This window comes from Sphingobium sp. IP1 (genome assembly GCF_002708645.1).
In the GTDB taxonomy this organism is placed as follows: Bacteria; Pseudomonadota; Alphaproteobacteria; order Sphingomonadales; family Sphingomonadaceae; genus Sphingobium; species Sphingobium yanoikuyae.
In genome coordinates, this window is the sequence record NZ_NOIW01000039.1 from 1 (window position 1) to 20,525 (window position 20,525).

A 20,525-nucleotide genomic window follows, 5' to 3' on the forward strand; every position below is an offset into this window, starting at 1 on the left:
TGGTGCTTCACAATATGAGGAGCGCTATCGCAGCCGGGTGATCGGAAATCTGCAGCGCCGCGCCAAGGCCTTCGGCTTCATCCTGCATGAGATGCCTGCGGAACCTGATACGGCTGTTTCTTAGGAAGTCGCGGGTTTAGCCCGCCTGTGCGCGGTAGAAACGGGTCGTGTGTTGATTGCCACTGAGATGTGACCCGGGGGCGCTATAAGTTTCCACTGAGAATTGGCTCTGAATCACTTTTGCTGCTGGTGATGGTATCCTTCCCCCGCTTTACTGGGAGGATCTGTCATGAACGGGCGATTTCAACGAGCGCGTCTTGCCCCTGAAGGCATTGCGGTGGTGTCGCTGCAGGGTGTCGGAGATGATTTCCATATTCAACTGCGTTCTCGCTGCCTTTCAGGCGTTTGTCCGGATTGTGGCCGCCCAAGCCAGCGAGTTCAGAGCCGGTATGTGCGGAGACCTTCGGATTTACCGTTGGCGGGCCGCCGTGTCGTTCTAACGATCCAGGCGCGCCGCTTCTGGTGTGACGCGGTCGTGTGCGGTCGGCGCATCTTCTGCGAACGGTTCGATGTAGGTGTCCTGGCGCGATATGGCCGGCGTACTCAACGTCTTGAGGCAATTGTCCACCATCTGGGCCTCGCATTGGGCGGGAGACCTGGGGCCGCATTTGCCAACCGTCTAATGGTGCCGGTGAGCAAGGACACTTTGCTGCGGGTGGTGCGGCGGCACGCTGTTGATCGATGTGACGACCTCCATGTTGTCGGTATTGATGATTTTGCCTTCCGCCGAGGCCAGCCTTACGGAACGATTGTTTGCGATCTGGAGCGCCGCAAGCCGGTCACCCTTCTGCCTGATCGAGCGCTGGAAACGTCACGGGCCTGGCTTGCCAAACGCCCGTCCATATCCATCGTCGCTCGAGACCGCGGCGGCGGTTATGGTGAGGCGATCGCACGAGGGCTCCCTCATGCCGAGCAGGTTGCCGATCGTTGGCATCTCATGGAAAATTCGAGCCGAGCCTTTCTCGACGCCGTCAGCAAATCCATGCGGCAGATCAGGCAAGCGGTCGGCAGCAATGTCGTCGACCCCAAGCTTCTCACCTATGCTGAGAAGCTGCAGTACGAAGGTTACCTTCGTCGTCAGGAAACCAATGAGGCAATCCAGGAACTGGCCAAAAGCGGCACTTCCATCCGGCAGATTGTCCGGCAGACTGGTCACAGCCGCAAACTCGTTCGGGACGTCCTACGCGGACAGCGCCTAGACGTCTTTCGTACTCGGCCAAGCGCGCTGGACAGTTGGTTGCCGTGGCTGAACGAGCGCTGGGATACCGGATCCCGCAACGCCTTGGCGCTCTGGCGTGAGATGCGTGCAGAAGGTTTTGCTGGACAGCGAGGGATCGTCTCGCAATGGGCTCAACGGCGCCGCCTCGCTGAAAAGGCCGGCCAAAGCGGCCTTATGCGCACACCCTCGGCGCGGGTTCTGGCTCGCCTGATGACCTCCGCTCAGGATGGATTGGGCAAATCAGATGCCATCCTCGTTGCCGTCATCCAGAACTGTGTCCCTGAGTTGGTGACGGCACGCAAAGCAATCGGCGACTTCCAATCGATGATCAGATCAAAGTCAGCCGCGAAACTTGATGGGTGGATCGAGCTGGCCAAGGACAGCCTTGTCGCTTCCTTTGTCAACGGTGTAGAAAAGGACCTGACTGCGGTACGCAACGCGATCATTTCACCGTGGTCAAATGGGCAGACCGAGGGCCAAATCACTCGCCTCAAGCTGATAAACGACAGATGTATGGTCGAGCGAAGCTGGACCTGCTGCGCGCTCGCATGGTCGGCGGATGACCATCACCAGCAGCAAAAGTGATTCAGAGCCATTTCTCAATGGAAACCCCGGGTCGCATCTCAGTAGCAATCAACATCCAGCTCTTCTGCACGGCTGAGCTGCGGGATCGAAATCGCGTCATAAATCGCTTTGACCATGTCAATGAAGACGGGCTGCTCCAGCAATTCATCGATCGATTGGGCGCTTGCCATATTCTCTCCCTGACTTTTTTGCCGACCCGCCCAACTGCTCATTGGATCAAATTCGTCGTGCGATCCTGGAGCTTATCGAACCGATCGATGATCGCGAACCACCGACCGACCCCCACCCAATCTTCTGCGAGCGCGAGCGCCGTCACCCGATCAGACATATGTTGGCTGGCGCTTTCCCCAAAGCGGCGCTCGATCGCGAGGGCCTCGGCCCATCTCTCCTGCTCGAAGGTCATAGCAAGATGTCGTCCGCCGCGGCCGAGCCCCGAGGCTTGTTCCAGGGTTCTGCGGTGCGCTCCATCGCGATCAGCTCGTCCGGGAAACAACGCTCCTGAAAGCCGACAATCTCTTCAAAATCACCATGCAGCCACTGCTCATATTCATCTTCATGCAGCAGTACGGGCATGCGGTCATGGACCGGACGGATGGCCTCATTGCAATCGGTCATGACGCCGGAATAGACCGGTCCCCATTCCGCGCTGTCGCGCCAGAGCCCCGCCCAAGCAAAGATAGGGCGGTCGTGCAACGAGAACCAGGTGCGTGTCTTGCTGCCCTTCACGCCCTCGGCCTCGGCAAAGCGGGTGAGGGGGATAAGGCAGCGCCACTTGGGCTTGCGCGCAAAGCCGACCCACATGGGTTTGCGCAGGTCCGCGATATTATTGACAGGCTTGGGCTTGGATTCCGGCTTCATGCCCTTGAGCCTCAATGGCCATCCCCATGCCATCGACTGGAGGAGGCGGCTGCCCTCGGCTTCCCGCACGACCATGCCGGGATAGCCAGGATAGACTTCCTCGGGCGCGTTGAACTGGGCGGCTGGCAGCGTCACGCGAAAATGCGCGGCGACCTCGGCTGCTGATTTTCGGACCGCGTACAGATTGCACATACTAAGAAAGCTATCAGTATCGGCACCAAGAACAAGTAGGTGCCCTATTTGTTGAGATAGGCTGCTATCGCATCCACATCATTGCCCACGGCATCGATGGCATCCTGCAATTGGTCCCGGTTTACGCCGAAGCGATTTGTCCAATATCGCACCTCATAATCTTCGCCCATCGCGACGCGCGAGCGATCCTGCGGGCCTTTTGCATTTTTATCGTCAGCCATGCCCTGCTCCTGTGTTGATGCAGCTCCAACGCATCGCACCACATCACGTTGCAACCGCGCGCTATGCTGCGGGGACTGCGATCTGATCGTTGCGGCGGAACGAGTCTGACGAGCGGCGATTAGTATCCTGAGCCAGGAGGACAGGATCGATGGCGAGCCGGACTGCACGCAAAGCTGACAAGACGACGAGCACGCAGGCGCCGGCGTTCCGGCCGCCACAGCTTGCCAAGCTGGTCGATGTCGTGCCTTCCGGAAAGCGCTGGCTGCACGAGATGAAATATGACGGTTATCGCATGCTGGTCGCAGTCGGCGGCGGCGGAGCGCGCGCCTTCACCCGCTCGGGCCTTGATTGGTCAGATCGCTTTCCAGCCGTTCTTGCCGCCGCAACAAAGCTCAAGGTCAAGTCCGCGTTGATTGACGGAGAGGCGGTCGTGCTCGGCGATCGGGGGCGCTCTCGCTTCCAGGCGCTGCAATCCGCCCTCAAGGCCGCGCCCGAGACGATCGGCTATATCGCTTTCGATCTGCTCGAACTCGACGGCGAGGATCTGACCTCGCTGCCGCTGGTCGAAAGGAAAAAGAAGTTCAAGGCCATTCTGCCAAGCCGCAGTTCAGCGCTCCGCTATTCGGACCATATCGTCGGGGGCGGCGAGAAGCTGCTCAAAGAATTCTGCGCGGCCGGCCTGGAGGGCGTGATCTCCAAGCTCGCGGACGGGGCGTATGTCGGCGCACGCACCGGAAGCTGGGTCAAGACCAAGTGCATCCAGCGCCAGGAATTCGTGGTGGCCGGCTGGACGCCCTCGGAGAAGAGCCGCACCTTTCGTTCCCTGATCCTGGGCGTCAACGAAGACGGCGCGCTGCGCTATGCCGGCAAGGTCGGCACGGGTTTCAATACGGCAGAGCAGTTCCGGCTCATGGAGATCATGAAGCCGATCGAGACAAATAGGCCGAGCGTCGACGCGCCCCGCGCCGAGATGCGCGGCGCGCCTTGGCTCAAGCCCAGATTGGTCGCCGAGATTGCATTCACCGAAATGACCAATGAAGGAACGCTGCGGCATCCAAGTTACCTTGGCCTACGCGAAGACAAGAAGCCTGAGGCGGTGGTCGTCGAAAAGCCGGCGGCGCAAATCTCATCCCCGGTCGCGATCAGCAACCGGGAGCGCATCATCTTTCCCGAAAGCAGCATCACCAAGGGCGCGCTTGCAGACTATTATGCGCAGGTCGCGCCCCTGATGCTCCCCTGGGCTGGGTCGCGGCCGATCAGCCTTGTGCGCTGTCCGCAGGGGCGGGCGAAGAAATGCTTTTTCCAGAAGCATGACGTCGGCTCCTTTGGCGATGCGGTGCAACACATCGGTATCACGGAGAAGGACGGCCATGAGGAAGCCTATCTTTACATAGATACGCCCGAAGGCCTTCTCACCTGCGTCCAGATGGGCACGATCGAATTTCATGGCTGGGGCGCGCGGATCGAAGATGTCGAGAAGGCCGACCGCCTGGTCTTCGACCTTGATCCCGATGAGGGGCTGGACTTCGAAGCCGTGCGATCGGCAGCCTTCCAGTTTCGCGACATATTGGCCTCGATCGACCTTGCGACCTTTCCGATGCTGACGGGCGGCACGGGCGTGCATGTGATAGTGCCGCTGACGCCGCAGGCCGACTGGGGCGAGATCAAGGATTTCGCCCATCGTCTGGCGAAAGCCGTGGCGCAAAATGATCCGGACCATTTCACCGCAGCGCTCCCCAAGGCCCAGCGCAAGGGCCGCATCTTCGTCGACTATCTGCGTAACCAGCGCGGCGCGACGGCGGTCATGCCCTATAGCGCCCGCGCCCGTCCCGGCGCCCCGGTCGCGGCGCCGCTCAGCTGGAAGGAGATGGAGACGATCGACAAGCCCTCTCACTTCACCATTGCCGACGGCAAAGCGCTGGCGAAGCGGGCGGCTACAAAGGCTCTGTCTGGCTGGGGCCTGGCCGATCAGTCGTTGCCCGACCTATGAAGATCGCCACCTATAATGTGAATGGGGTGAATGGAAGGTTGCCGGTGCTGCTGCGCTGGCTCTATGACGCGGAACCCGACATCGTCTGCCTCCAGGAACTCAAGGCGCCGCAAGAGAAATTCCCGGAAAAGGCGATCCGGGACGCGGGCTATGACGCCATCTGGCAAGGCCAAAGCCGATGGAACGGGGTCGCCATCCTGAGCCGCGTTGGCGAGATCCACGAAACCCAGCGGGGACTGCCCGGAGACCTTGCCGATGAGCAGAGCCGCTATATCGAGGCGGCGGTGAACGGCATCCTCATCGCCGGCCTCTATCTTCCCAACGGCAATCCACGCCCGGGTCCCAAATTCGACTATAAGCTGCGCTGGTTTGAACGACTGCACGCGCATCTTGCCGGCCTCATCGATCTGGAAGCGCCCGTGGTGATCGCTGGCGATTATAATGTCATGCCGACCGAAATGGACGTCTATGCGCCGGAACGCTGGCTTGACGATGCGCTGTTCGCGCCGGAAGTACGAGCCGCCTACCAGCGGCTGCTCGACCAGGGCTGGACCGATGCCCTGCGCCATATGCATCCTAATGAGACCATCTATACCTTCTGGAAATATCTGCGTTTCGCCTTTGAACGCAACGCGGGGCTCAGGATCGACCATTTGCTGCTCAATGATGCAGCCAAAGCCATGCTGCGCGCGGCCGAGGTCGATACTGCGCCGCGGGGCTGGGAAAAGACCAGCGATCATGCGCCGGTCTGGATAGAGCTATCAGCCTCAAAGCGCAGGCGGAAAGGCGCATCATGAGCAGCATGAGCAACATGATCACCGGCTTAAAGCTTGCCGCCAACGACCGACAGGATTTGCTGGCACGCTTCCAGCCCTGCATGCCCAGATCGTCGCCGACCATGTGACGCTGCGCCACGGCACCGATGAGGAGACGCCGCTCCCGCAGTCGAGGGCAGGAAAGATCGTCGGGATCGCCGACGATGAAAAGGGAGTCCAGGTGCTGATCGTCGAGATAGATGGGCATGCCGATCGCGGACACGGGAGCCATTGTCCCTGGCTGAAGGGCGGCATGCCAAAGAGAGCAATGATGTGCTGGCGAGCGGCTGGATGGCCTTGAAGACCCCCGTCGACGTGGCACTCGAACCCGCGCGATGGTCGCGATAGCCAAGGTTCTGGACCCTGGTTTCGGAACCAAGCGGCAATGGGATCGCTTCCTTATCGTCCAGCATAGGAGAGCGTGATGGTCCCGGATCCCAAGGAAAACTCCGAAGACAGCCGGTCGGATGACAAGCAGGACGAGCTTGAGGAAGCGCAGAAGGACGCTGCCGAAAAGCGCGAGGATGAAGGCGGATATCAGTGAGGCGGGGCGGCCATGATCGCTGAGTTCACCTTGCCGGACGGTAGGCCAGTCACGACCAACCTTGACCAGCTTGATTATTTCGAGCCATGCGAAGTCGGTACGCGCATCCATTTCGCAGATGGCCGGGAGCTAGAGATCGTCGACAGCTACGACGCTGTGGCCGAACTGCTCAATCCTGAGCGGCAGGCAGGCCTTTGACCGCGCGCAAAAATGACAATCGGCAAAAAAGAAGGCTGATCGTGTGACGACCAGCCCAATGAGTTTTTAGGAGAGGATGCCTGAAAGGCAAAACCCCTTTCGCACCAGCCACGGCGCCAGACAAATGCGAAGGCGCGCAACCTGATTGCGCCCCACGCAACGATCAAGCTGGATCGGCTTTGCCGGACAGAGCGTCGAACCAGGGGCCATAAGGCGTATTGCGCGCCATGTGGCGATTGTAATCCGGCGCCCCGTCATCCCACCAGACTGGACCGCGCTCGCCCAAGGCTTGCTTGGCCTGATCGACCGCTTTGCGCGCCGCCACTTCAGCCTGCTTATCCGCCTCTCTCTTCGCGCGGGCTACAGCTCTGCGCGCATCCATCAGCTCCTGCACCAGCGCTTCGCGCTTTGCCTCGGACAGCGCCGGGTTGCTCATGCGCCAAAGGCGCCCGCGAACCACGAAATATCGGCCATCGGGGGTCACAGGGTAAAAGGGGCGTTCAGCCATTGCTCGGCGGGACAGCTTGCCCTTGGAGGTCTGGTTTCAGGCTGCGAAAGGTGATGGACCAGCGCGGCTCCTCCATCCCGGCGATGCTGTGCTCCCAGTCGTTTCTTGCCTCCTCGCTCATCACATAGATGGATCGCGGGGCAAGCGGGACTGCGCGTCTGTCAAATCCCCCCGCTGTTCGTCGACGGAAACGCATGGATGTTTGTGCCCCCAGCGAGATGCCCACGACATGCTCGAATACCGGCCGATCCTTGTGCCAGCCAATGCCGGCGCCGGGATCGTAGCGGATGAGCAATGCCTGGGCGAGACTGTCCGCGCCAAGACCCGCGAAGCGCGCGGCGCGGTCGCGTAGCGGAACCAGCCAGTCGGGCAGGGGATCGGTCGGTCCGAACCGCCATGTTCGAAATCATAGCTCCAGCCATAGCTGCAGGTAAGCCGCTTGCCGGTCCACTGCTGAAAGCGAAAGGGCGTGAGTGGCGCGCGATAGATGCGGTCAATAAGCCTCACCTCTTCCCCAGCGCTCACCAGATCAGGTCCATAGCGAAGACCCGGCAAGAGAGGCGGCACAAAAAGATCGATCTGCCCGTTGGCCGACATCAGAGCAGCGCCAGCTGTTTGTCGGCGGACGGGGGCCGCTTGCCGCTATTCCATAGATCCTCTGTCCTCTCGACCTTGAACCGCTCGGCAGAGAAGGGGGCACGAAACTGAAAGCCGATCACCTCCTCGATCGCGCCGTGCAGCCAGCGCGCATAGTCGTGCGGATCGAGCAGGACGGGCATGCGATCATTGGTCGGCGCGACCGTAGCGTTGGCGTCCATCGTCATGCCGGCAAAACGCGGCCCTTGGTCGGGGATGTTCCGACAGAAACCGGCCCAAGCCATCAGCGGCATATGGTTGAGCGAAAACCAGGTGCGTGTTCGCGCGCCGGGCACACCGTCAGGGTTTGCAAAATGGGTCATGACGATCAGGCATCGATAACGCGGATCAAGCGCCATCTGATCCCACATCGGATTGGTGAGATCTGCTACCAACCCGATGATCCCTGGCTCTTCACCCCGCTCGCGCATCTCTCGGGTCAATCGGGGAAAGCCCCAGCTCACGCTGCGTATGATGCGCCGTCCTTTGGTCTCGAAGACCACCAGGCCACAAGCGCCCTCTGTCGTCTCGGACGGCAACTCGACCGGCGCCGGCATTTCAGCGCCGAAATAGTGGGCGACCTCCGACAAGCCAGCCGCCATGCAGTGAAGACGAGACATGGGATTCAGCTCACCAGGGGATCTCGTCGTCACTGACGAACTGCGGATCATGCGCGGGGTGATAGCGCGGGACATCTTGATGGTGCTCCGTCTCCAATCGGTCCGGCCCGCTTGTGGCTAGCTCAACAGGTCTGGGTTCGTGTTTCAGGCTTAGCTTTTTGCGCTCCAGCATCGCTTTTCTCCGTTCTGCGCTCGCTGCGACTCTGCTGCTCGGATCGATGAAAATAGAACGTGAAGAGAACAAGGCGAAGGGCGAGACTCCATATTGTTCCTATTATGTTCTACTGTAGGTCGAATCGGAAGGATCAAATTCATGACTAATCAGCGGCTCATCGAACATGATTTCGAAGGGCAAACTTGCGGGTTGAACGGTCTAAAACTCGCTGAAATTCGAGATGCTGTCGCTACGGCGCTTGAAGCGCGCGGGCTTGGTAATCGCTCTTTCATAGAGGAGATCCGCGCAGGGCGTCGCGACGATGGCCCGTTTATGTTGGGCGCAATCGCCTGGGCTACAGCCATCATGCGGACGAAGGTCGATGCGCCCGATTGACGCTATCGGCCGGGGCGACGAGCAAAGGCCGGCCACCTCGATCTTCGAGGCCGCTTTATGGCGTTACTCGATCAAGGTCACCTGCTGCTGTAACAAGAGTGTCACCTTTGAACCGCTTGGCCTGTGGTGGCGATTTCGGCGCAAGGGCTGGAGCGATGATTTTCGCGACGGCGTTCGCCACATCTACTGCCAGGACTGCACCGAGGGCCTTGGCCGCAAGATCCGGCCGCTCCGGATGGAAACGACGAGCGAGCCGCCGCGCATCACATATCCGCTCCCCGACGAGCGCGAATGGCGCCGAGCCGTGCATCAGCATAGAGGTTAGGGGGGGCATGGGTAGCTGTCATGCGACGGTTGACGCGCTGTTCGATCTCGCTGGTGAAAGAACGCCCCGCCGGAGCAAACTCAACGACGGGGCCAAGGTTCAGGGAGGTGCCACCCAAAGGGGGGAAGGGTGACCATTTCAATCTAGAGGCTTGGCCTGGATATTCAAGCTGATGGTTGAGACCGAGATGAGGCTTGGGATCTTTATCAGAAATCAGGCCGTCGGCTTTTCTCCCGCCCCTTCGTCCAGTGCGTTGACGATCATGGCCGCGAGCGTCTCTTCAGCGCTGCGGCGGGCATTCGCATCCTTGCCGCCAAGATCATTGCGAAGCCATTGGGGCGCGCGTTCGACCGTCCGTTCGATGATCGCTTTTATATGGTCGTCCATGGCCGTCGCCTATGAGCGTCAATGCGCATTGGCGCAATAGCTGGGCTGTGACACGGCATCGCACCAGTTATCTGTGGATAACTCGTAGCCCCTCTTGCACATTTCGTTCTTGATATGTTCTAGGCTTTGATCATGGAACCAGATGAGCCAGATCACGCTTTAGCCGATGACCTCTACGTGCCCGAAGGTCGTGAGCGGCTGGGGCGCGCGCATCAGCTTCGCGTCGATATTTCCATCGCACTTTCGATGGCACCGTTTTGGGTACGCCGGGCTTTGTCGGATCGGAATTCTGCCCGTTCCCGCGGCGCGCGCCTCGATATCGTCGAGCGCATTGCCGCTGCTATCGAGCGGAGATTTATCGTTAGATGGCGCGGTTCAGATGACGAAGGCGAGAATGCCCGTGCGGTTGAGGACGGCGGGCCGCTTTTTGGCGGACCAGATTTTTGTGACCCGCTTCAGGCACATGCGCCAGTGCAATCTCGATCAATTGACTCCGTGACAGGATTAAAGGAACATATAGGGAACAAGTGAGTCTCATCCGTCATGTCGACTGCTCCGCGTCCGCACAGGCTGCAAGCCCTCATCGCCGAGATCCAGGCCATTGCGCCGGTTTCGCGGGCCGATGTCCCATGCCTGCCGTTCGGCATTCCCATCGTCGATGACCGCCTGGCAGCAGGCGGGCTGGCGCGCGCGGCACTGCACGAAATTGCCGGCCAAACCGTCACGCTGGGCGATGATGCCGCCGCAACCCTGTTTACCGCGGGTATCGCAGCCAGAGCGTCCGAAGGGGATATTCTCTGGATCATGGCGCAGCCCGACCTGTTCGCGCCCGGCCTTGCCTGCGCCGGTGTGCCGGCGACCCGGTTGATCCAGGTCGAAGCGCGCAAGGACGAAGATGCCCTTGCCGTCATGGAAGAGGCGCTGCGCCATGGCGCGCTTGCCGCCGTGGTGTGCGAGGTTACCCGCATCGGCATGACCGACACGCGCCGCCTGCAGCTGGCGGCCGAGGAGGGCAACACCATGGCCCTGCTGCTGCGGCGCTGGCGACGGTCCGCGCAAGATCCGCTGGGCCAACCTTCTTCCGCGCTGACGCGCTGGCGGATTGGCTGTGCGCCGTCCGATCCCCTGCCAGTACCGGGCGTCGGTCGCTCGCGCTGGCAGGTGTCACTGGTGCGCCAACGCGGCGGGGATCCTGATAACTGGTTGCTGGAGGGCTGCGATGCGACGGGTCGCCTCGCTGTTTCTGCCGAGCCTCGCCGTCGATCGGCTACGCCGAAACGAGGCGAGGACCGGCAGGCCGCCTGAACGGACATCTGCGCCCCAACTGCTCGTCATCCCGCTCGAAGAGGAAGACGGCTCCTCCTGCTCCTGCCCACGTGGCGGCGGGTGGCGTCCTGGCGCGCGCTGGGCGCAGACTGCCGGCGCTGGCGCTGCCATGGGCACCCGCGAGGAACAGATCGACAGCCTGCCCGTGCATCAGCGTCCCTCGCTGCGGGAACTCGGCCGTCGCTCGGAGGCGGCCGACAATCCGTTCAAATCGGACAAGCAGCCGGCAGCGCCCAATCTGAAGCTCCTTGGAAATGCGCCGCCGGACATGCCGCCGCTCGTCACCAGCACCTTTCAAAAGCAGCGCATGGTGATCGCCGCGGTCGACGCGCATGCTGCAAGACTTGGGCTCTTTCCCGGCATGCCGCTCACCCAGGCCAAAGCCATGGTGCCCGGCCTCAACGCGCGCGACGCTGACCCGGTGGGAGATGTGCGGGAGTTGGAACGGCTCGCGCTGTTCGCCGTGCGGCGCTGGACGCCGACCGCGCAGGTGGACGCGCCTGACGGGCTGCTCATGGATTTGACCGGCGTAACTCATCTTTTCGGCGGCGAGGAGGGGATGGCGCAGCGGCTCATCGGCTTTTGCGGCCGGATCGGGCTGGCCGCCCGCGTCGCTATCGCAGGCACGGCCGGCGCAGCCCATGCGCTCGCTCGCTATGGCAAAGAGCGCATTTCGATCTGCGACATGCATGGGGAATTGGAGGCGATCAGCAGGCTGCCGGTAGCGGCGCTGCGGCTCGATGACCGCCAGCGCAGCGCCGCCCGGCGCCTTGGGATCGAGCGCATCGCCGATCTCATTGCCATGCCCCGCGCGCCGCTCGGCCGCCGCTTTGGGGGCAGCCTGCTTCACCGGCTCGACCAGGCGATCGGGCGGGTTGGCGAGCCGCTCGTCGGTATTGTGCCATTCGAACTGCCGCAGGTGCTGCGGATCTTTGCCGAACCCATTGGCTCGGCCGAGACGATCGCGCGGGTGATGGCCGGCCTTGCCGATGATCTGGCGCGGACATTGCGCGAACGGGGGCTTGGCGTGCGGCTCCTGCGCCTTGTCTGCGAACGGGTGGACAAGGAAGAACAGATCGTCACGGTCGGGACCGCACGGGGTACGCGCGACATCGGCCATATGCTGCGGCTGCTCGCCATGAAGATCGAGACCATCGATCCAGGTTTCGGCATCGAAAGGATGCGGTTGATCGCGCTGCGCAGCGAACCCCTGGCGCCCACGGCGATCGATGCCGATCTGGGGATGGGCGAAGAAGCGGATATCGCGCTCCTCGTCGATCAGATCGTTGCGCGGCTGGGGCAAGGGGCCATTTACCGTCCGAGCATGCGGGAAAGTGATGTGCCCGAGCGAAGCCTAGGGCGGATCGCGCCGCTGGCCGACGCCACGAGCTGGCCGACCTTATGGCCGCGGCCCGCGCGCATTCTGCGGCGGCCAGAGCGGATCGACCATGTCATGGCCGAGCTTCCCGACCAACCTCCACGCCGCTTCGTCTGGCGCGGGGTTGCCCATGTCGTGGTGCGGGCAGATGGGCCGGAGCGTATTCGGGGAGAATGGTGGCGTCGGAGCGGCGAGAGCTATGCCGTACGCGATTATTTCCGGGTGGAGAATGAGCGGGGCGAGCGTTTCTGGGTGTTCCGGCGCGGCGATGGCGAAAATCTGCGGTCGGGCGATCTCTCCTGGCACATCCATGGTGTGTTCGGATGATCGGCGACGCCTATGTGGAGCTTCAGGTCACCACGCATTTCTCCTTTCTGCGTGGCGTGTCCTCCCCTGATGAATTGTTCGCCCAAGCCGCCTGGCTCAAGATACCGGCACTGGGCGTGGTCGATCGCAATTCGGTGGCCGGGATCGTGCGCGCCTGGGAAGCGGCCAAGGAAACCGGCGTTCGTCTGATCCCCGGCTGTCGGTTGGATCTTGCCTGCGGCACGAGCCTGCTGGTCTATCCGACCAACAAGGCCGCCTGGTCGCGGCTGACCCGCTTGCTGTCCATCGGCAAGGCTCGGGCAGGAAAGGGGGCCTGCGACCTGCATTGGGACGATGTCGAACAATGGCAGGAGGGGTTGATCGCCATCCTTGTTCCCGATCTGCCCAACGACACCAATGTACAAGCGCTCCGCCGTTTAAGCGGCATATTTGGAGAGCGCGCCTATCTTGGGCTGTCGCTGCGCCGACGGCCGGATGATGCGATCCGTATCCATGGGCTCGATACGCAGGCCCGAGCGCACCATGTGCGACCGGTGGTGCTGGGCGACATCCTCTACCATAGCAATGATCGCGAGCTGTTGCAGGATGTCGTGACCGCGATCCGTCACCATTGCACGGTCGATGCGCTGGGGTTCAGGCGCGAGCGCCATGCCGATCGGCAGCTCAAGTCCGGCGCTGAAATGGCCCGGCGCTTTGCCGCCTATCCCGATGCGCTGGCGGCGAGCGCTGACATCGCCCGGGCCTGCACGTTCGACTTGGGCCAGCTTCGCTATCAATATCCGCAGGAAGCAAGTCCGGGAGAAACGCCGCAGCAGTTGCTCGAGCGGCTGACGGGGGTGGCATCGGCGCGCATGTTTCCCGATGGGGTGCCCAAAGCCTATGCCGATCAGCTGGCCCATGAGCTCGGGCTGATCGAGAAGCTCAGCTACGCCCCCTATTTTCTGACCGTGAACAGCATCGTCGCTGAAGCACGGCGGCGGGGTATTCTCTGTCAGGGGCGGGGATCTGCCGCGAACAGCTGCGTCTGCTTCGTGCTGGGCATCACTTCGATCGATCCCATCAAGCATGAATTGCTGTTTGAGCGCTTTGTGTCCGGCGAGCGCAAGGAGCCGCCGGACATCGACGTCGATTTCGAGCATGAGCGGCGAGAGGAGATCATCCAGTGGATTTATGAAACCTATGGCCGCACCCGCGCCGCTCTGACGGCAGTGGTGACGCGCTATCGCGCCCGCGGCGCGGTGCGCGAGGTCGGCAAGGCGCTGGGTCTGCCCGAGGACATGACCGGGGCGCTGGCGGGGCTCGTGTGGGGATGGTCGCTCGAAGGCGTGCGCGCCGATCAGGCAAGCGAACTCAATCTCGACACCAGCGATCCGCGTCTTGCTCTGACGCTGGAGCTGTCGCGTGAGCTGATCGGCACACCGCGCCACCTCTCGCAGCATCCTGGCGGCTTTGTCCTGACCTCGGATCGGCTCGATGAGCTGGTGCCGATCGAGCCTGCAGCCATGGAGGACCGGCAGGTCATCGAGTGGGACAAGGATGACATTGATGCCTTGAAGTTCATGAAGGTCGATATTTTGGGTCTGGGCATGCTGGGCTGTATGCGCCGGGCCTTTGCGCTTCTGGCGGAGCATCGCGGCATCGCCATGACCATGGCGTCACCCACACTCCAGCGGGATGACCCGGCCGTCTATGCCATGATTCAGCGCGCGGACACGCTCGGGGTCTTCCAGATCGAGAGCCGTGCGCAGATGTCGATGCTGCCGCGGATCAAGCCGGAGAAATTCTACGATCTTGTGATCGAGGTGGCGATCGTCCGGCCCGGGCCGATCCAGGGCGACATGGTGCATCCCTATCTGCGGCGGCGCGAGGGCAAGGAGAAGCCGGAATATCCGCGCGAGGAGTTGCGCGCCGTATTGCAGAAGACGCTGGGCGTGCCGCTGTTCCAGGAGCAGGCGATGAAGGTGGCCATTGTCGGCGCCGGGTTCACGGCCGCTGAGGCCGACCAGCTGCGCCGCGCTATGGCGACGTTCAAGTTTACCGGCGGGGTCAGCCATTTTTACGACAAGCTGGTCGAGGGCATGGTGGGGCGCGGCTATCCGCGCGATTTTGCCGAGAGGACCTTCAAGCAAATCGAAGGCTTCGGTTCCTATGGCTTTCCCGAAAGCCATGCGGCGAGCTTTGCCAAGATCGCCTATGCGTCGAGCTGGATGAAGTGCCACCATCCCGATATCTTCTGTGCGGCTCTGTTGAACGCGCAGCCCATGGGCTTTTACGCGCCTGCGCAGATCGTGCGGGACGCCCGTGCCCATGGCGTGGAGGTGCGGCCGCCCTGCATCAATCGTAGCCGTTGGGATTGTACGCTGGAACCGACACGCGGGCGATACCTCGCCGTTCGCCTTGGGCTGCGCATGGCACGCGGGCTTTCCAACCTGCACGGCGCCATGATCGTGTCGGCGCGCGGGGAGGCGCCCTTCGATAGCGTCGAAGGCGTTTGGCGACGGGCAGGGGTGCCGCCGGCCGCCATCGAGCGGCTGGCGGATGCGGATGCATTCCACGCCCTTGCCCATGATCGAAGGCAGGCGCTTTGGCGCGTGAAGGGGCTGGGCGACAAACCCCTGCCACTCTTTGCGGCTGCCGACGCGCGGGAAGGGCGGTTCGGTCCGGAAGGGGACGAACCCATGGTGACGCTGGAGCCGCTGAGCGAAGGAAGGGAAGTGGTCGAGGATTATCGGACCATTCAGCTTTCGCTGCGGGCGCATCCGCTTGCGTTTCTGCGCGAGGATTTGCGACGGCGCGGGGTCAAGTCGGCCGCAGAACTCGATCAGGTGAAGGACGGGCGGCATGTCGAGGTGGCTGGCGTCATTCTTGTGCGGCAGAAGCCGGGGTCGGCCAAGGGCGTTCTGTTCATCACGATCGAAGATGAAACTGGGATCGCCAATGGCATATTATGGCCGGACCGGTTCGAGGCGCAGCGGCGCACGGTCCTGTCATCGGCCATGGTTGGCCTACGCGGGCGGTTACAGCGCGAGGGGATTGTCATGCACATCATCATAGATCGCGTGATCGACTATACCCCTCTTCTCAGATCGATCGGTGAAGCTAACCTGTCTGCCGCCACTTGCGCCGCCAGCGATGGTGAAGCAGACTTGTCGACGCGGGGAGCGAGAGATGATACACCTCGTTTGCGGCTTCAATCGCGCAATTTTCACTGAACAGATAATTGCGTGGAGGGCTTGCTGCTGCCTCCTGGGACTCGTTGAATCTAGCCGAAGTGGACTGCTCAAGCCAGATGCCAACGGGCGGACGCAACCGTTGCTAGGACTTCATCAATTGGCATTTTTGGCGCGCTTGTCCGCGCTGACAAGCGCGGGAATGTCGGCGCGCATACCTGTGTTGGTTTTGTAAATCTCGGCGAGCCGGTCGAGAAGCGACTCGACGACCCCGCGCCCCTTCTCGGTCAGGCTGACCTTAATTCCGCGTCGGTCCCGGTCGGTCGCATTGCAGAGGACCAGACCGATCTTCTCCATTTCGTACACCTTGCGACATGCTGTGGGGAACGGGACATTTGCGAAACTGCAGAGCGACCAGAGATAGACGACCCTCTCCTCTCTCTCGGCAATATAGAGTTCCAGAAGCATGTCCCAGACGGGACTGGCGCAATAGCGATAGCCCAGCGTGTCACCAAGAGCTTTACGCATCGTCACCAGCTTGCGGCAGGCGTCCATGCGAGCAACGACTTGATGCGGCATTGTCTTTCTCCCTTTGCTAAGGGCGCTGCGCGTGCTCGGCCGGGCCGATCGCTGCGGGCGCCTGCCTACAAAAATCCTTTTCTACGAAAGCTCAGGCTGCCCTCCCGGGCGATAAGAATATGATCGTGCACCGCGACGCCCAGCGCTGTGGCGGCCTCGACGAGCTTGCGGGTCATGATCCTGTCGCTCCGGGAGGCCACAAGACGACCAGATGGATGATTATGCGCAACGATGATGGCGGTCCCGCCGAGCTCAAGACAGCGCTTGAGCACTTCGCGCGGGTAGATATGGACAGCGGAAACGGAGCCGATGCTGGCAACCTCGTCGCATAGAAGCTCATTGCCTGCGTTGAGATAGAGTACCCGAAACTGCTCTTGCGGGGCGAACGCCATCGCGCCCCTCAGATAGTCAAGGACGGCGGGCTCATCGGCCAGCACGGCTCCACGTGGAAGGCGATCTCGCAGGACGTGGTGGATAGCCGTTCGAACCGATGAAAACAGCCCCTCCAGATCATCGCCACCAACAGCTTTGACGCACTCCCCAGCCGTAGCGTTGAGGGCCTCGGGAAAGGACCCAAATCGTTCGAGAAGCCGGTCAGACAATTCTCGCGCGCGATCGGGCGCTCCCAGACCGATCAGGTCTTCCAGGATTTGTCGACACCCAGCCGGGCCAGCCGCTGCTGGTGTCGCCAGGTCGCGGCGATCAGAATGATCTGGGCAATCCAGCTCCAGAGCGCCACGGCATCCATATAGGCTTTTGGCACCACAGCCGGCACAGCCACGCGCATCGTGTGGACCGAAAGTTCGGCTACCAGCATTCCCGAAACCCAAAGCGGCCAAAATCGCGTGCTTTTGAAAGAAAGCCATAGGAAAACACCCAGCATGGCCGTGTCGACAAAGAGCATGCCGTGCTCGACACCCTGGAACCGGAAGCCAACGGGATGGGCGAGCGCAATGCTGGCGATGACGCCGCTCACAAAGGTTGCCGCCCCGATCTGCTCAGGCCGACCACCCTTTGCGAACCCATAAATCGAGCTCAGGACCAAAAGTCCGATGAACATCATTTGTCTGGTCATATCGACTTCGAAACGGAAGTGTCGTTCCCAGTCAAGCGCTTGACGATCATCGCTCAGGCGGCGCGGAGATGGTTCGGTACCCCCGGCTGCTGGCTTTGGCCATTTGCAACCTTGAAGACATCGCCATAGGCCTGCTCGCCAAGACCGATGTCGTCACTCACGCGCTTGAGCTGGTCATGGGTCGCGACGAGCTCTGCCCGCGTCTTGACGACCAGCATGATGGCCGAGGCGGATGAGGCAAATGCGTCCTGCCCGATCGCCGCTCCAAGGCGCCCCTCAAGTCGGGCGAGGGGAAGGGCAGCATTGAGTTCGGCGATACGAGCCGCCGCAAGGTCGATAGCTTCTTCAGCTGCGTGCAGTCGCTGGGCGATCGAATGGGCGATAATCTGACGTTGTCTGGGCATGATGCCTCCTCCCGCATTCCACAGGAATGCATGGTTCATAAAATTGATTGTCGGATGGTGGCCTTACGGGTGGGTTAAACTGTCCATGACCGTAAGAAGCGATATGGCCGAGCCGGCAAGCAGCAGCGCCAAGGCGCCCAGTGCCGCTGCGGTAACGATGGCTTTTGATTGGTTCAGGTCATTACTCGGTCTCCTGCCTGAGCGGAGCGGGACCCAGTCGACGAGGGAGGTTGTGAGGCGTTCGAGCGTATAGCTGCCCTGTTCCTCAACAAACTGCCCATCATCGTCCGGATGCCTATCCGCTTCGTGATCAGCGGGGATAGTTGCCGCTCTCTCGACATCGGAGGAAATTACCAGCGATTCGGGGGGTGGTAAAAAATAGGAATGGACAAATTGGGTTTTGCTGGCCGTTTCGAAGGCCAAAACGATTTGCGCTGCGTCAGCGCGGCTCATCCCATTTAGCGCAAGTCGAACTTTATCAACATGTTTGTCTACCGTGCCGGGCTTGATACCTAACTTAGGGCCGATTCGCTTGGAAATCATTCCGCGCGCCACAAGCACAAGACATTCACGTTGACGATCGCTCAGCGACTCGAGGGCTGCGCGATATTTCTCCAGCTCAGGAGGCAGAATGTTGCTTGTCACGGTGCGACCCGACCCTTGCATGCGTCGGCGACCATAGCCGGGAGAGCCAGGCGAGGTGGCCGATCCGTTTCGATGAGCCGAGAGTGTCATCAAACTGACACGCAAAAGCAACGCTCTTATATCGAACGCTATGGTGCCACTAGGGTACCGCCTGGGACCGAACAGGAGAGAAGGGGGAGGGAAGAGGTCGGCTTCATGCTAACCTCAGGATATCCTCCATGTACCACAGCCTTTTGGCCACTGGCCTGTCAAACTGCCTCCACGCCATCCCCTCGCAGGCGGACTGGTCCGGTCGAAAGCATGTTGATCCTTCACAGCAATCACGTCCCTTCGGTTGGCCCATTCCTCGCCATCGCGCTCCCGCTGACGCGAACATTCTGACAGCTGACGCGCGGAGTTTGCCATGAGCGCTCACGTGACAGCAGCCGGAGAGCACATTGTCCGGCAACTCGGGGGCGTCTGGTCCAACGGGCGGGGCATGTGCCGATGCCCGGCCCATGAGGATCGTACGCCGAGCCTGTCTGTGCGGTGCGGTCGAACTGCCCTTCTGTTCAAATGTTTTGCCGGCTGCACAATTACCGAAATTCTGGCGGCGCTCAGACGCGAGAGGCTCGATGTTCCTGAAGGGCAGAGCCGAATGGTCGAGCGTTTCGAGCCTGCCACCAACATGCAGCGATATGCCGCTCGTCTCTGGCGCGAAGGACGACCTGTCAGCGGCACCCCGGCTGAGCGCTATCTGCGTAACCGGTCAATTCCGGCGATCCATGATCTCATGCGCTACCACCCGGCCACACCCTTGGGGCGAGGTCGATCGGTTCGACGGTTGCCCGCACTGCTTATCGCTGTCGGGCAACCGCGTCGTCTGGCAGCTGTTCAACGGATATTCCTGCAGCCCAATGGTCGGCCGGCTTTGCTACGCCGGACAAAGCGCGCACTGGGTCCTCTATATCGAGATGCCGTGCAACTGTTTGAACCGATGGAGACGTTGGGACTGGCAGAAGGCGTGGAAAATGCCCTCTCGGCATCCTTGCTTCTCTCCATTCCGGTCTGGGCGAGCCTCGGCGCCGAGCGGTTTGATCGGATCGACATCCCCTCGCGCATCAAGCGCCTAATCCTCCTCGCCGATAACGACCATGCAGGCAGGCGGGCCGTGAACAAGGCTTTGCAGAGCTACGTGCTTCCGGGACGCGATATAATTGTCCTTTGGCCCGCGGCGCCGTTCAACGACTGGAACGACATGCTCCGAGCAGGAGGGAAGGCGAGGTTGGGATGGGAGCGGAATGCGGCCTGATGGTCAGGGCGCCCGCGAACAGGAGAAAGCTCATGTCCCAGGCACTGCCCGACATCCAGGTTCCCGCTTCCAAGCTCTCGATCGCTCCTTCCAATGTCCGCAAGCGGACTGACCCCGTGGCCGATAGCGAACTCAAGGCCAGCATCCTCGCGCGCGGCATCATCCAGAACCTCATTGGCCTGCCGGTGGCCCGCAAGAAGGGCGAATATCAGATCACCGCCGGCGGTCGCCGTCTAACCCAGCTCAAGGCCTTGATCAATGAGGGCAAGCTGCCGGCCGATTACCCGGTGATGGTGAAGCTGCTGAGCAATCGAAACGACGCGGCAGAGATCAGCCTTGTTGAAAATTTCAATCGGCTCAACATGTTAGGTCATGTCTCCAGAGTGTCCTTCGATAGGAAGGATAAGAGAGTGGTGTGCTTGTTCCAGGCCGCCCGCAGCGCTTACCCAAAGAGCTGGCGGAGGGCGGCCTGGAACAAGCACTTGCGCGGCGGTTGTGGTATTGTCCCGCTTGCGATCGGGGGCGACGAGTCCGTCACACGGACGCCCTTGGGTTTATCGGCGCGCCTGAGCGCGCCGCACATTTAAGCATGGGGCAGAAACTGTCCTTTTGAGCGTAATC

The 20,525-nt window shown here is 61.4% G+C and carries 24 protein-coding genes and 1 pseudogene; 12 read left to right on the top strand and 13 right to left on the bottom strand.

Annotated features, from left to right (window positions below):
• Positions 1-289: 289 nt before the first annotated feature.
• Positions 290-1,842 (top strand): annotated as a pseudogene (locus CG471_RS14725) (ISL3 family transposase).
• 60 nt (positions 1,843-1,902) lie between these two features.
• On the opposite strand, the gene CG471_RS31375 reads toward CG471_RS14725, so the two are convergent.
• The 4 genes from CG471_RS31375 to CG471_RS14740 are packed head-to-tail and all read right to left on the bottom strand — an operon-like array spanning position 1,903 to position 3,135.
• Positions 1,903-2,034, bottom strand: coding sequence for a hypothetical protein (locus CG471_RS31375; RefSeq protein WP_257211559.1), 132 nt, complete (start codon positions 2,032-2,034; stop codon positions 1,903-1,905).
• 38 nt (positions 2,035-2,072) lie between these two features.
• Positions 2,073-2,267 carry a hypothetical protein gene (locus CG471_RS14730; RefSeq protein WP_069338050.1) on the bottom strand — a complete coding sequence of 65 codons (195 nt, stop codon included), beginning with the start codon at positions 2,265-2,267 and terminating at the stop codon, positions 2,073-2,075.
• A complete protein-coding gene (locus CG471_RS14735) occupies positions 2,264-2,914 on the bottom strand; it encodes an SOS response-associated peptidase (protein WP_099232332.1) in 651 nt (216 codons plus the stop codon). Before CG471_RS14735 ends, CG471_RS14730 begins: the two co-directional genes overlap by 4 nt.
• 44 nt (positions 2,915-2,958) lie before the next feature.
• Positions 2,959-3,135 (bottom strand): DUF3606 domain-containing protein, encoded by a 177-nt coding sequence (locus CG471_RS14740; RefSeq protein ID WP_099232333.1) that lies wholly within the window; start codon positions 3,133-3,135, stop codon positions 2,959-2,961.
• 149 nt (positions 3,136-3,284) lie between these two features.
• Between CG471_RS14740 and ligD the strand changes: the two genes are divergently transcribed.
• From ligD to CG471_RS14755, 3 genes are all read left to right on the top strand, one after another.
• Positions 3,285-5,126 carry a DNA ligase D gene (gene ligD, locus CG471_RS14745; protein WP_099232334.1) on the top strand — a complete coding sequence of 614 codons (1,842 nt, stop codon included), beginning with the start codon at positions 3,285-3,287 and terminating at the stop codon, positions 5,124-5,126.
• Entirely contained in the window at positions 5,123-5,923 is an 801-nt protein-coding gene (xth, locus tag CG471_RS14750; protein WP_099232335.1) for an exodeoxyribonuclease III, read from the top strand. Before ligD ends, xth begins: the two co-directional genes overlap by 4 nt.
• Before the next feature lie 574 nt (positions 5,924-6,497).
• Positions 6,498-6,683 (top strand): hypothetical protein, encoded by a 186-nt coding sequence (locus CG471_RS14755; protein WP_099232336.1) that lies wholly within the window; start codon positions 6,498-6,500, stop codon positions 6,681-6,683.
• A 163-nt stretch (positions 6,684-6,846) separates the two neighbouring features.
• Here the strand turns inward: CG471_RS14755 and CG471_RS14760 are convergent, their stop codons facing one another.
• The 3 genes from CG471_RS14760 to CG471_RS14770 all read right to left on the bottom strand — a co-directional run bounded on the left by CG471_RS14760 (position 6,847) and on the right by CG471_RS14770 (position 8,498).
• On the bottom strand, positions 6,847-7,119 hold the full coding sequence (locus CG471_RS14760) for a hypothetical protein (protein WP_306552747.1): 273 nt from the start codon (positions 7,117-7,119) through the stop codon (positions 6,847-6,849).
• Between the two features lie 64 nt (positions 7,120-7,183).
• Complete coding sequence (locus CG471_RS31700; RefSeq protein ID WP_306552751.1) at positions 7,184-7,564, bottom strand: alpha-ketoglutarate-dependent dioxygenase AlkB; 381 nt, start codon at positions 7,562-7,564, stop codon at positions 7,184-7,186.
• A gap of 223 nt (positions 7,565-7,787) precedes the next feature.
• Positions 7,788-8,498: an SOS response-associated peptidase family protein gene (locus CG471_RS14770; RefSeq protein WP_257211560.1), complete on the bottom strand. Its 711-nt coding sequence runs from the start codon at positions 8,496-8,498 to the stop codon at positions 7,788-7,790.
• Between the two features lie 262 nt (positions 8,499-8,760).
• Between CG471_RS14770 and CG471_RS14775 the strand changes: the two genes are divergently transcribed.
• On the top strand, positions 8,761-8,997 hold the full coding sequence (locus CG471_RS14775) for a hypothetical protein (protein WP_185707869.1): 237 nt from the start codon (positions 8,761-8,763) through the stop codon (positions 8,995-8,997).
• Positions 8,984-9,322, top strand: a complete 339-nt coding sequence (locus tag CG471_RS14780) for a hypothetical protein (RefSeq protein ID WP_069338043.1) — start codon at positions 8,984-8,986, stop codon at positions 9,320-9,322. Before CG471_RS14775 ends, CG471_RS14780 begins: the two co-directional genes overlap by 14 nt.
• A 213-nt stretch (positions 9,323-9,535) precedes the next feature.
• Here CG471_RS14780 and CG471_RS30695 read toward each other — a convergent pair whose 3' ends face one another.
• Entirely contained in the window at positions 9,536-9,709 is a 174-nt protein-coding gene (locus CG471_RS30695; RefSeq protein ID WP_163000262.1) for a DUF6771 family protein, read from the bottom strand.
• Positions 9,710-9,841: 132 nt separating this feature from the next.
• Here CG471_RS30695 and CG471_RS14785 point away from each other — a divergent pair, with 132 nt between their 5' ends.
• The 4 genes from CG471_RS14785 to CG471_RS14800 are packed head-to-tail and all read left to right on the top strand — an operon-like array spanning position 9,842 to position 15,952.
• Positions 9,842-10,240, top strand: coding sequence for a hypothetical protein (locus CG471_RS14785; RefSeq protein WP_143560210.1), 399 nt, complete (start codon positions 9,842-9,844; stop codon positions 10,238-10,240).
• A gap of 12 nt (positions 10,241-10,252) precedes the next feature.
• Positions 10,253-11,014, top strand: coding sequence for an ImuA family protein (locus CG471_RS14790; protein ID WP_081331769.1), 762 nt, complete (start codon positions 10,253-10,255; stop codon positions 11,012-11,014).
• On the top strand, positions 10,929-12,740 hold the full coding sequence (locus CG471_RS14795) for a DUF6504 family protein (protein ID WP_306552748.1): 1,812 nt from the start codon (positions 10,929-10,931) through the stop codon (positions 12,738-12,740). The genes CG471_RS14790 and CG471_RS14795 overlap by 86 nt, the downstream gene beginning before the upstream one ends.
• Entirely contained in the window at positions 12,737-15,952 is a 3,216-nt protein-coding gene (locus tag CG471_RS14800; RefSeq protein ID WP_099232341.1) for an error-prone DNA polymerase, read from the top strand. The genes CG471_RS14795 and CG471_RS14800 overlap by 4 nt, the downstream gene beginning before the upstream one ends.
• A 114-nt stretch (positions 15,953-16,066) precedes the next feature.
• Here the strand turns inward: CG471_RS14800 and CG471_RS14805 are convergent, their stop codons facing one another.
• The 5 genes from CG471_RS14805 to CG471_RS14825 form a co-directional block, all read right to left on the bottom strand.
• Positions 16,067-16,489, bottom strand: a complete 423-nt coding sequence (locus tag CG471_RS14805; RefSeq protein WP_139150062.1) for a MarR family transcriptional regulator — start codon at positions 16,487-16,489, stop codon at positions 16,067-16,069.
• Between the two features lie 65 nt (positions 16,490-16,554).
• Positions 16,555-16,926 (bottom strand): RadC family protein, encoded by a 372-nt coding sequence (locus CG471_RS14810; protein ID WP_218964260.1) that lies wholly within the window; start codon positions 16,924-16,926, stop codon positions 16,555-16,557.
• Positions 16,927-17,123: 197 nt separating this feature from the next.
• Positions 17,124-17,552: a hypothetical protein gene (locus tag CG471_RS14815; RefSeq protein WP_081331768.1), complete on the bottom strand. Its 429-nt coding sequence runs from the start codon at positions 17,550-17,552 to the stop codon at positions 17,124-17,126.
• Positions 17,553-17,617: 65 nt separating this feature from the next.
• The gene (locus tag CG471_RS14820) at positions 17,618-17,968 is read right to left on the bottom strand and encodes a hypothetical protein (RefSeq protein ID WP_099232355.1); all 351 of its coding nucleotides are present in this window, start codon (positions 17,966-17,968) and stop codon (positions 17,618-17,620) included.
• A gap of 63 nt (positions 17,969-18,031) precedes the next feature.
• The gene (locus CG471_RS14825; protein ID WP_180275712.1) at positions 18,032-18,613 is read right to left on the bottom strand and encodes a helix-turn-helix transcriptional regulator; all 582 of its coding nucleotides are present in this window, start codon (positions 18,611-18,613) and stop codon (positions 18,032-18,034) included.
• Between the two features lie 637 nt (positions 18,614-19,250).
• Between CG471_RS14825 and CG471_RS30995 the strand changes: the two genes are divergently transcribed.
• Together CG471_RS30995 and CG471_RS14835 are read left to right on the top strand one after the other, a co-directional pair.
• Positions 19,251-19,904, top strand: a complete 654-nt coding sequence (locus tag CG471_RS30995; protein ID WP_234792453.1) for a toprim domain-containing protein — start codon at positions 19,251-19,253, stop codon at positions 19,902-19,904.
• Between the two features lie 32 nt (positions 19,905-19,936).
• On the top strand, positions 19,937-20,491 hold the full coding sequence (locus tag CG471_RS14835) for a ParB/Srx family N-terminal domain-containing protein (protein ID WP_099232356.1): 555 nt from the start codon (positions 19,937-19,939) through the stop codon (positions 20,489-20,491).
• Positions 20,492-20,525 lie beyond the last annotated feature (34 nt).

Excerpts from the sequence above, each read along its gene's own strand:
- CG471_RS14760 (WP_306552747.1), bottom strand. The coding sequence starts at position 7,119 with ATGAGCAACCCGGCGCTGTCCGAGGCAAAGCGCGAAGCGCTGGTGCAG.
- CG471_RS14805 (WP_139150062.1), bottom strand. The coding sequence starts at position 16,489 with ATGCCGCATCAAGTCGTTGCTCGCATGGACGCCTGCCGCAAGCTGGTG.
- xth (WP_099232335.1), top strand. The coding sequence starts at position 5,123 with ATGAAGATCGCCACCTATAATGTGAATGGGGTGAATGGAAGGTTGCCG.
- CG471_RS30695 (WP_163000262.1), bottom strand. The coding sequence starts at position 9,709 with ATGGACGACCATATAAAAGCGATCATCGAACGGACGGTCGAACGCGCG.
- CG471_RS14740 (WP_099232333.1), bottom strand. The coding sequence starts at position 3,135 with ATGGCTGACGATAAAAATGCAAAAGGCCCGCAGGATCGCTCGCGCGTC.
- CG471_RS30995 (WP_234792453.1), top strand. The coding sequence starts at position 19,251 with ATGGTCGAGCGTTTCGAGCCTGCCACCAACATGCAGCGATATGCCGCT.
- CG471_RS14820 (WP_099232355.1), bottom strand. The coding sequence starts at position 17,968 with ATGCCCAGACAACGTCAGATTATCGCCCATTCGATCGCCCAGCGACTG.
- CG471_RS14735 (WP_099232332.1), bottom strand. The coding sequence starts at position 2,914 with ATGTGCAATCTGTACGCGGTCCGAAAATCAGCAGCCGAGGTCGCCGCG.
- CG471_RS14785 (WP_143560210.1), top strand. The coding sequence starts at position 9,842 with ATGGAACCAGATGAGCCAGATCACGCTTTAGCCGATGACCTCTACGTG.
- ligD (WP_099232334.1), top strand. The coding sequence starts at position 3,285 with ATGGCGAGCCGGACTGCACGCAAAGCTGACAAGACGACGAGCACGCAG.
- CG471_RS14815 (WP_081331768.1), bottom strand. The coding sequence starts at position 17,552 with ATGATGTTCATCGGACTTTTGGTCCTGAGCTCGATTTATGGGTTCGCA.
- CG471_RS14755 (WP_099232336.1), top strand. The coding sequence starts at position 6,498 with ATGATCGCTGAGTTCACCTTGCCGGACGGTAGGCCAGTCACGACCAAC.
- CG471_RS14800 (WP_099232341.1), top strand. The coding sequence starts at position 12,737 with ATGATCGGCGACGCCTATGTGGAGCTTCAGGTCACCACGCATTTCTCC.
- CG471_RS14730 (WP_069338050.1), bottom strand. The coding sequence starts at position 2,267 with ATGACCTTCGAGCAGGAGAGATGGGCCGAGGCCCTCGCGATCGAGCGC.
- CG471_RS31375 (WP_257211559.1), bottom strand. The coding sequence starts at position 2,034 with ATGGCAAGCGCCCAATCGATCGATGAATTGCTGGAGCAGCCCGTCTTC.
- CG471_RS14770 (WP_257211560.1), bottom strand. The coding sequence starts at position 8,498 with ATGATCCGCAGTTCGTCAGTGACGACGAGATCCCCTGGTGAGCTGAAT.
- CG471_RS14775 (WP_185707869.1), top strand. The coding sequence starts at position 8,761 with ATGACTAATCAGCGGCTCATCGAACATGATTTCGAAGGGCAAACTTGC.
- CG471_RS14790 (WP_081331769.1), top strand. The coding sequence starts at position 10,253 with ATGTCGACTGCTCCGCGTCCGCACAGGCTGCAAGCCCTCATCGCCGAG.
- CG471_RS14795 (WP_306552748.1), top strand. The coding sequence starts at position 10,929 with ATGCGACGGGTCGCCTCGCTGTTTCTGCCGAGCCTCGCCGTCGATCGG.
- CG471_RS14835 (WP_099232356.1), top strand. The coding sequence starts at position 19,937 with ATGTCCCAGGCACTGCCCGACATCCAGGTTCCCGCTTCCAAGCTCTCG.
- CG471_RS14780 (WP_069338043.1), top strand. The coding sequence starts at position 8,984 with ATGCGCCCGATTGACGCTATCGGCCGGGGCGACGAGCAAAGGCCGGCC.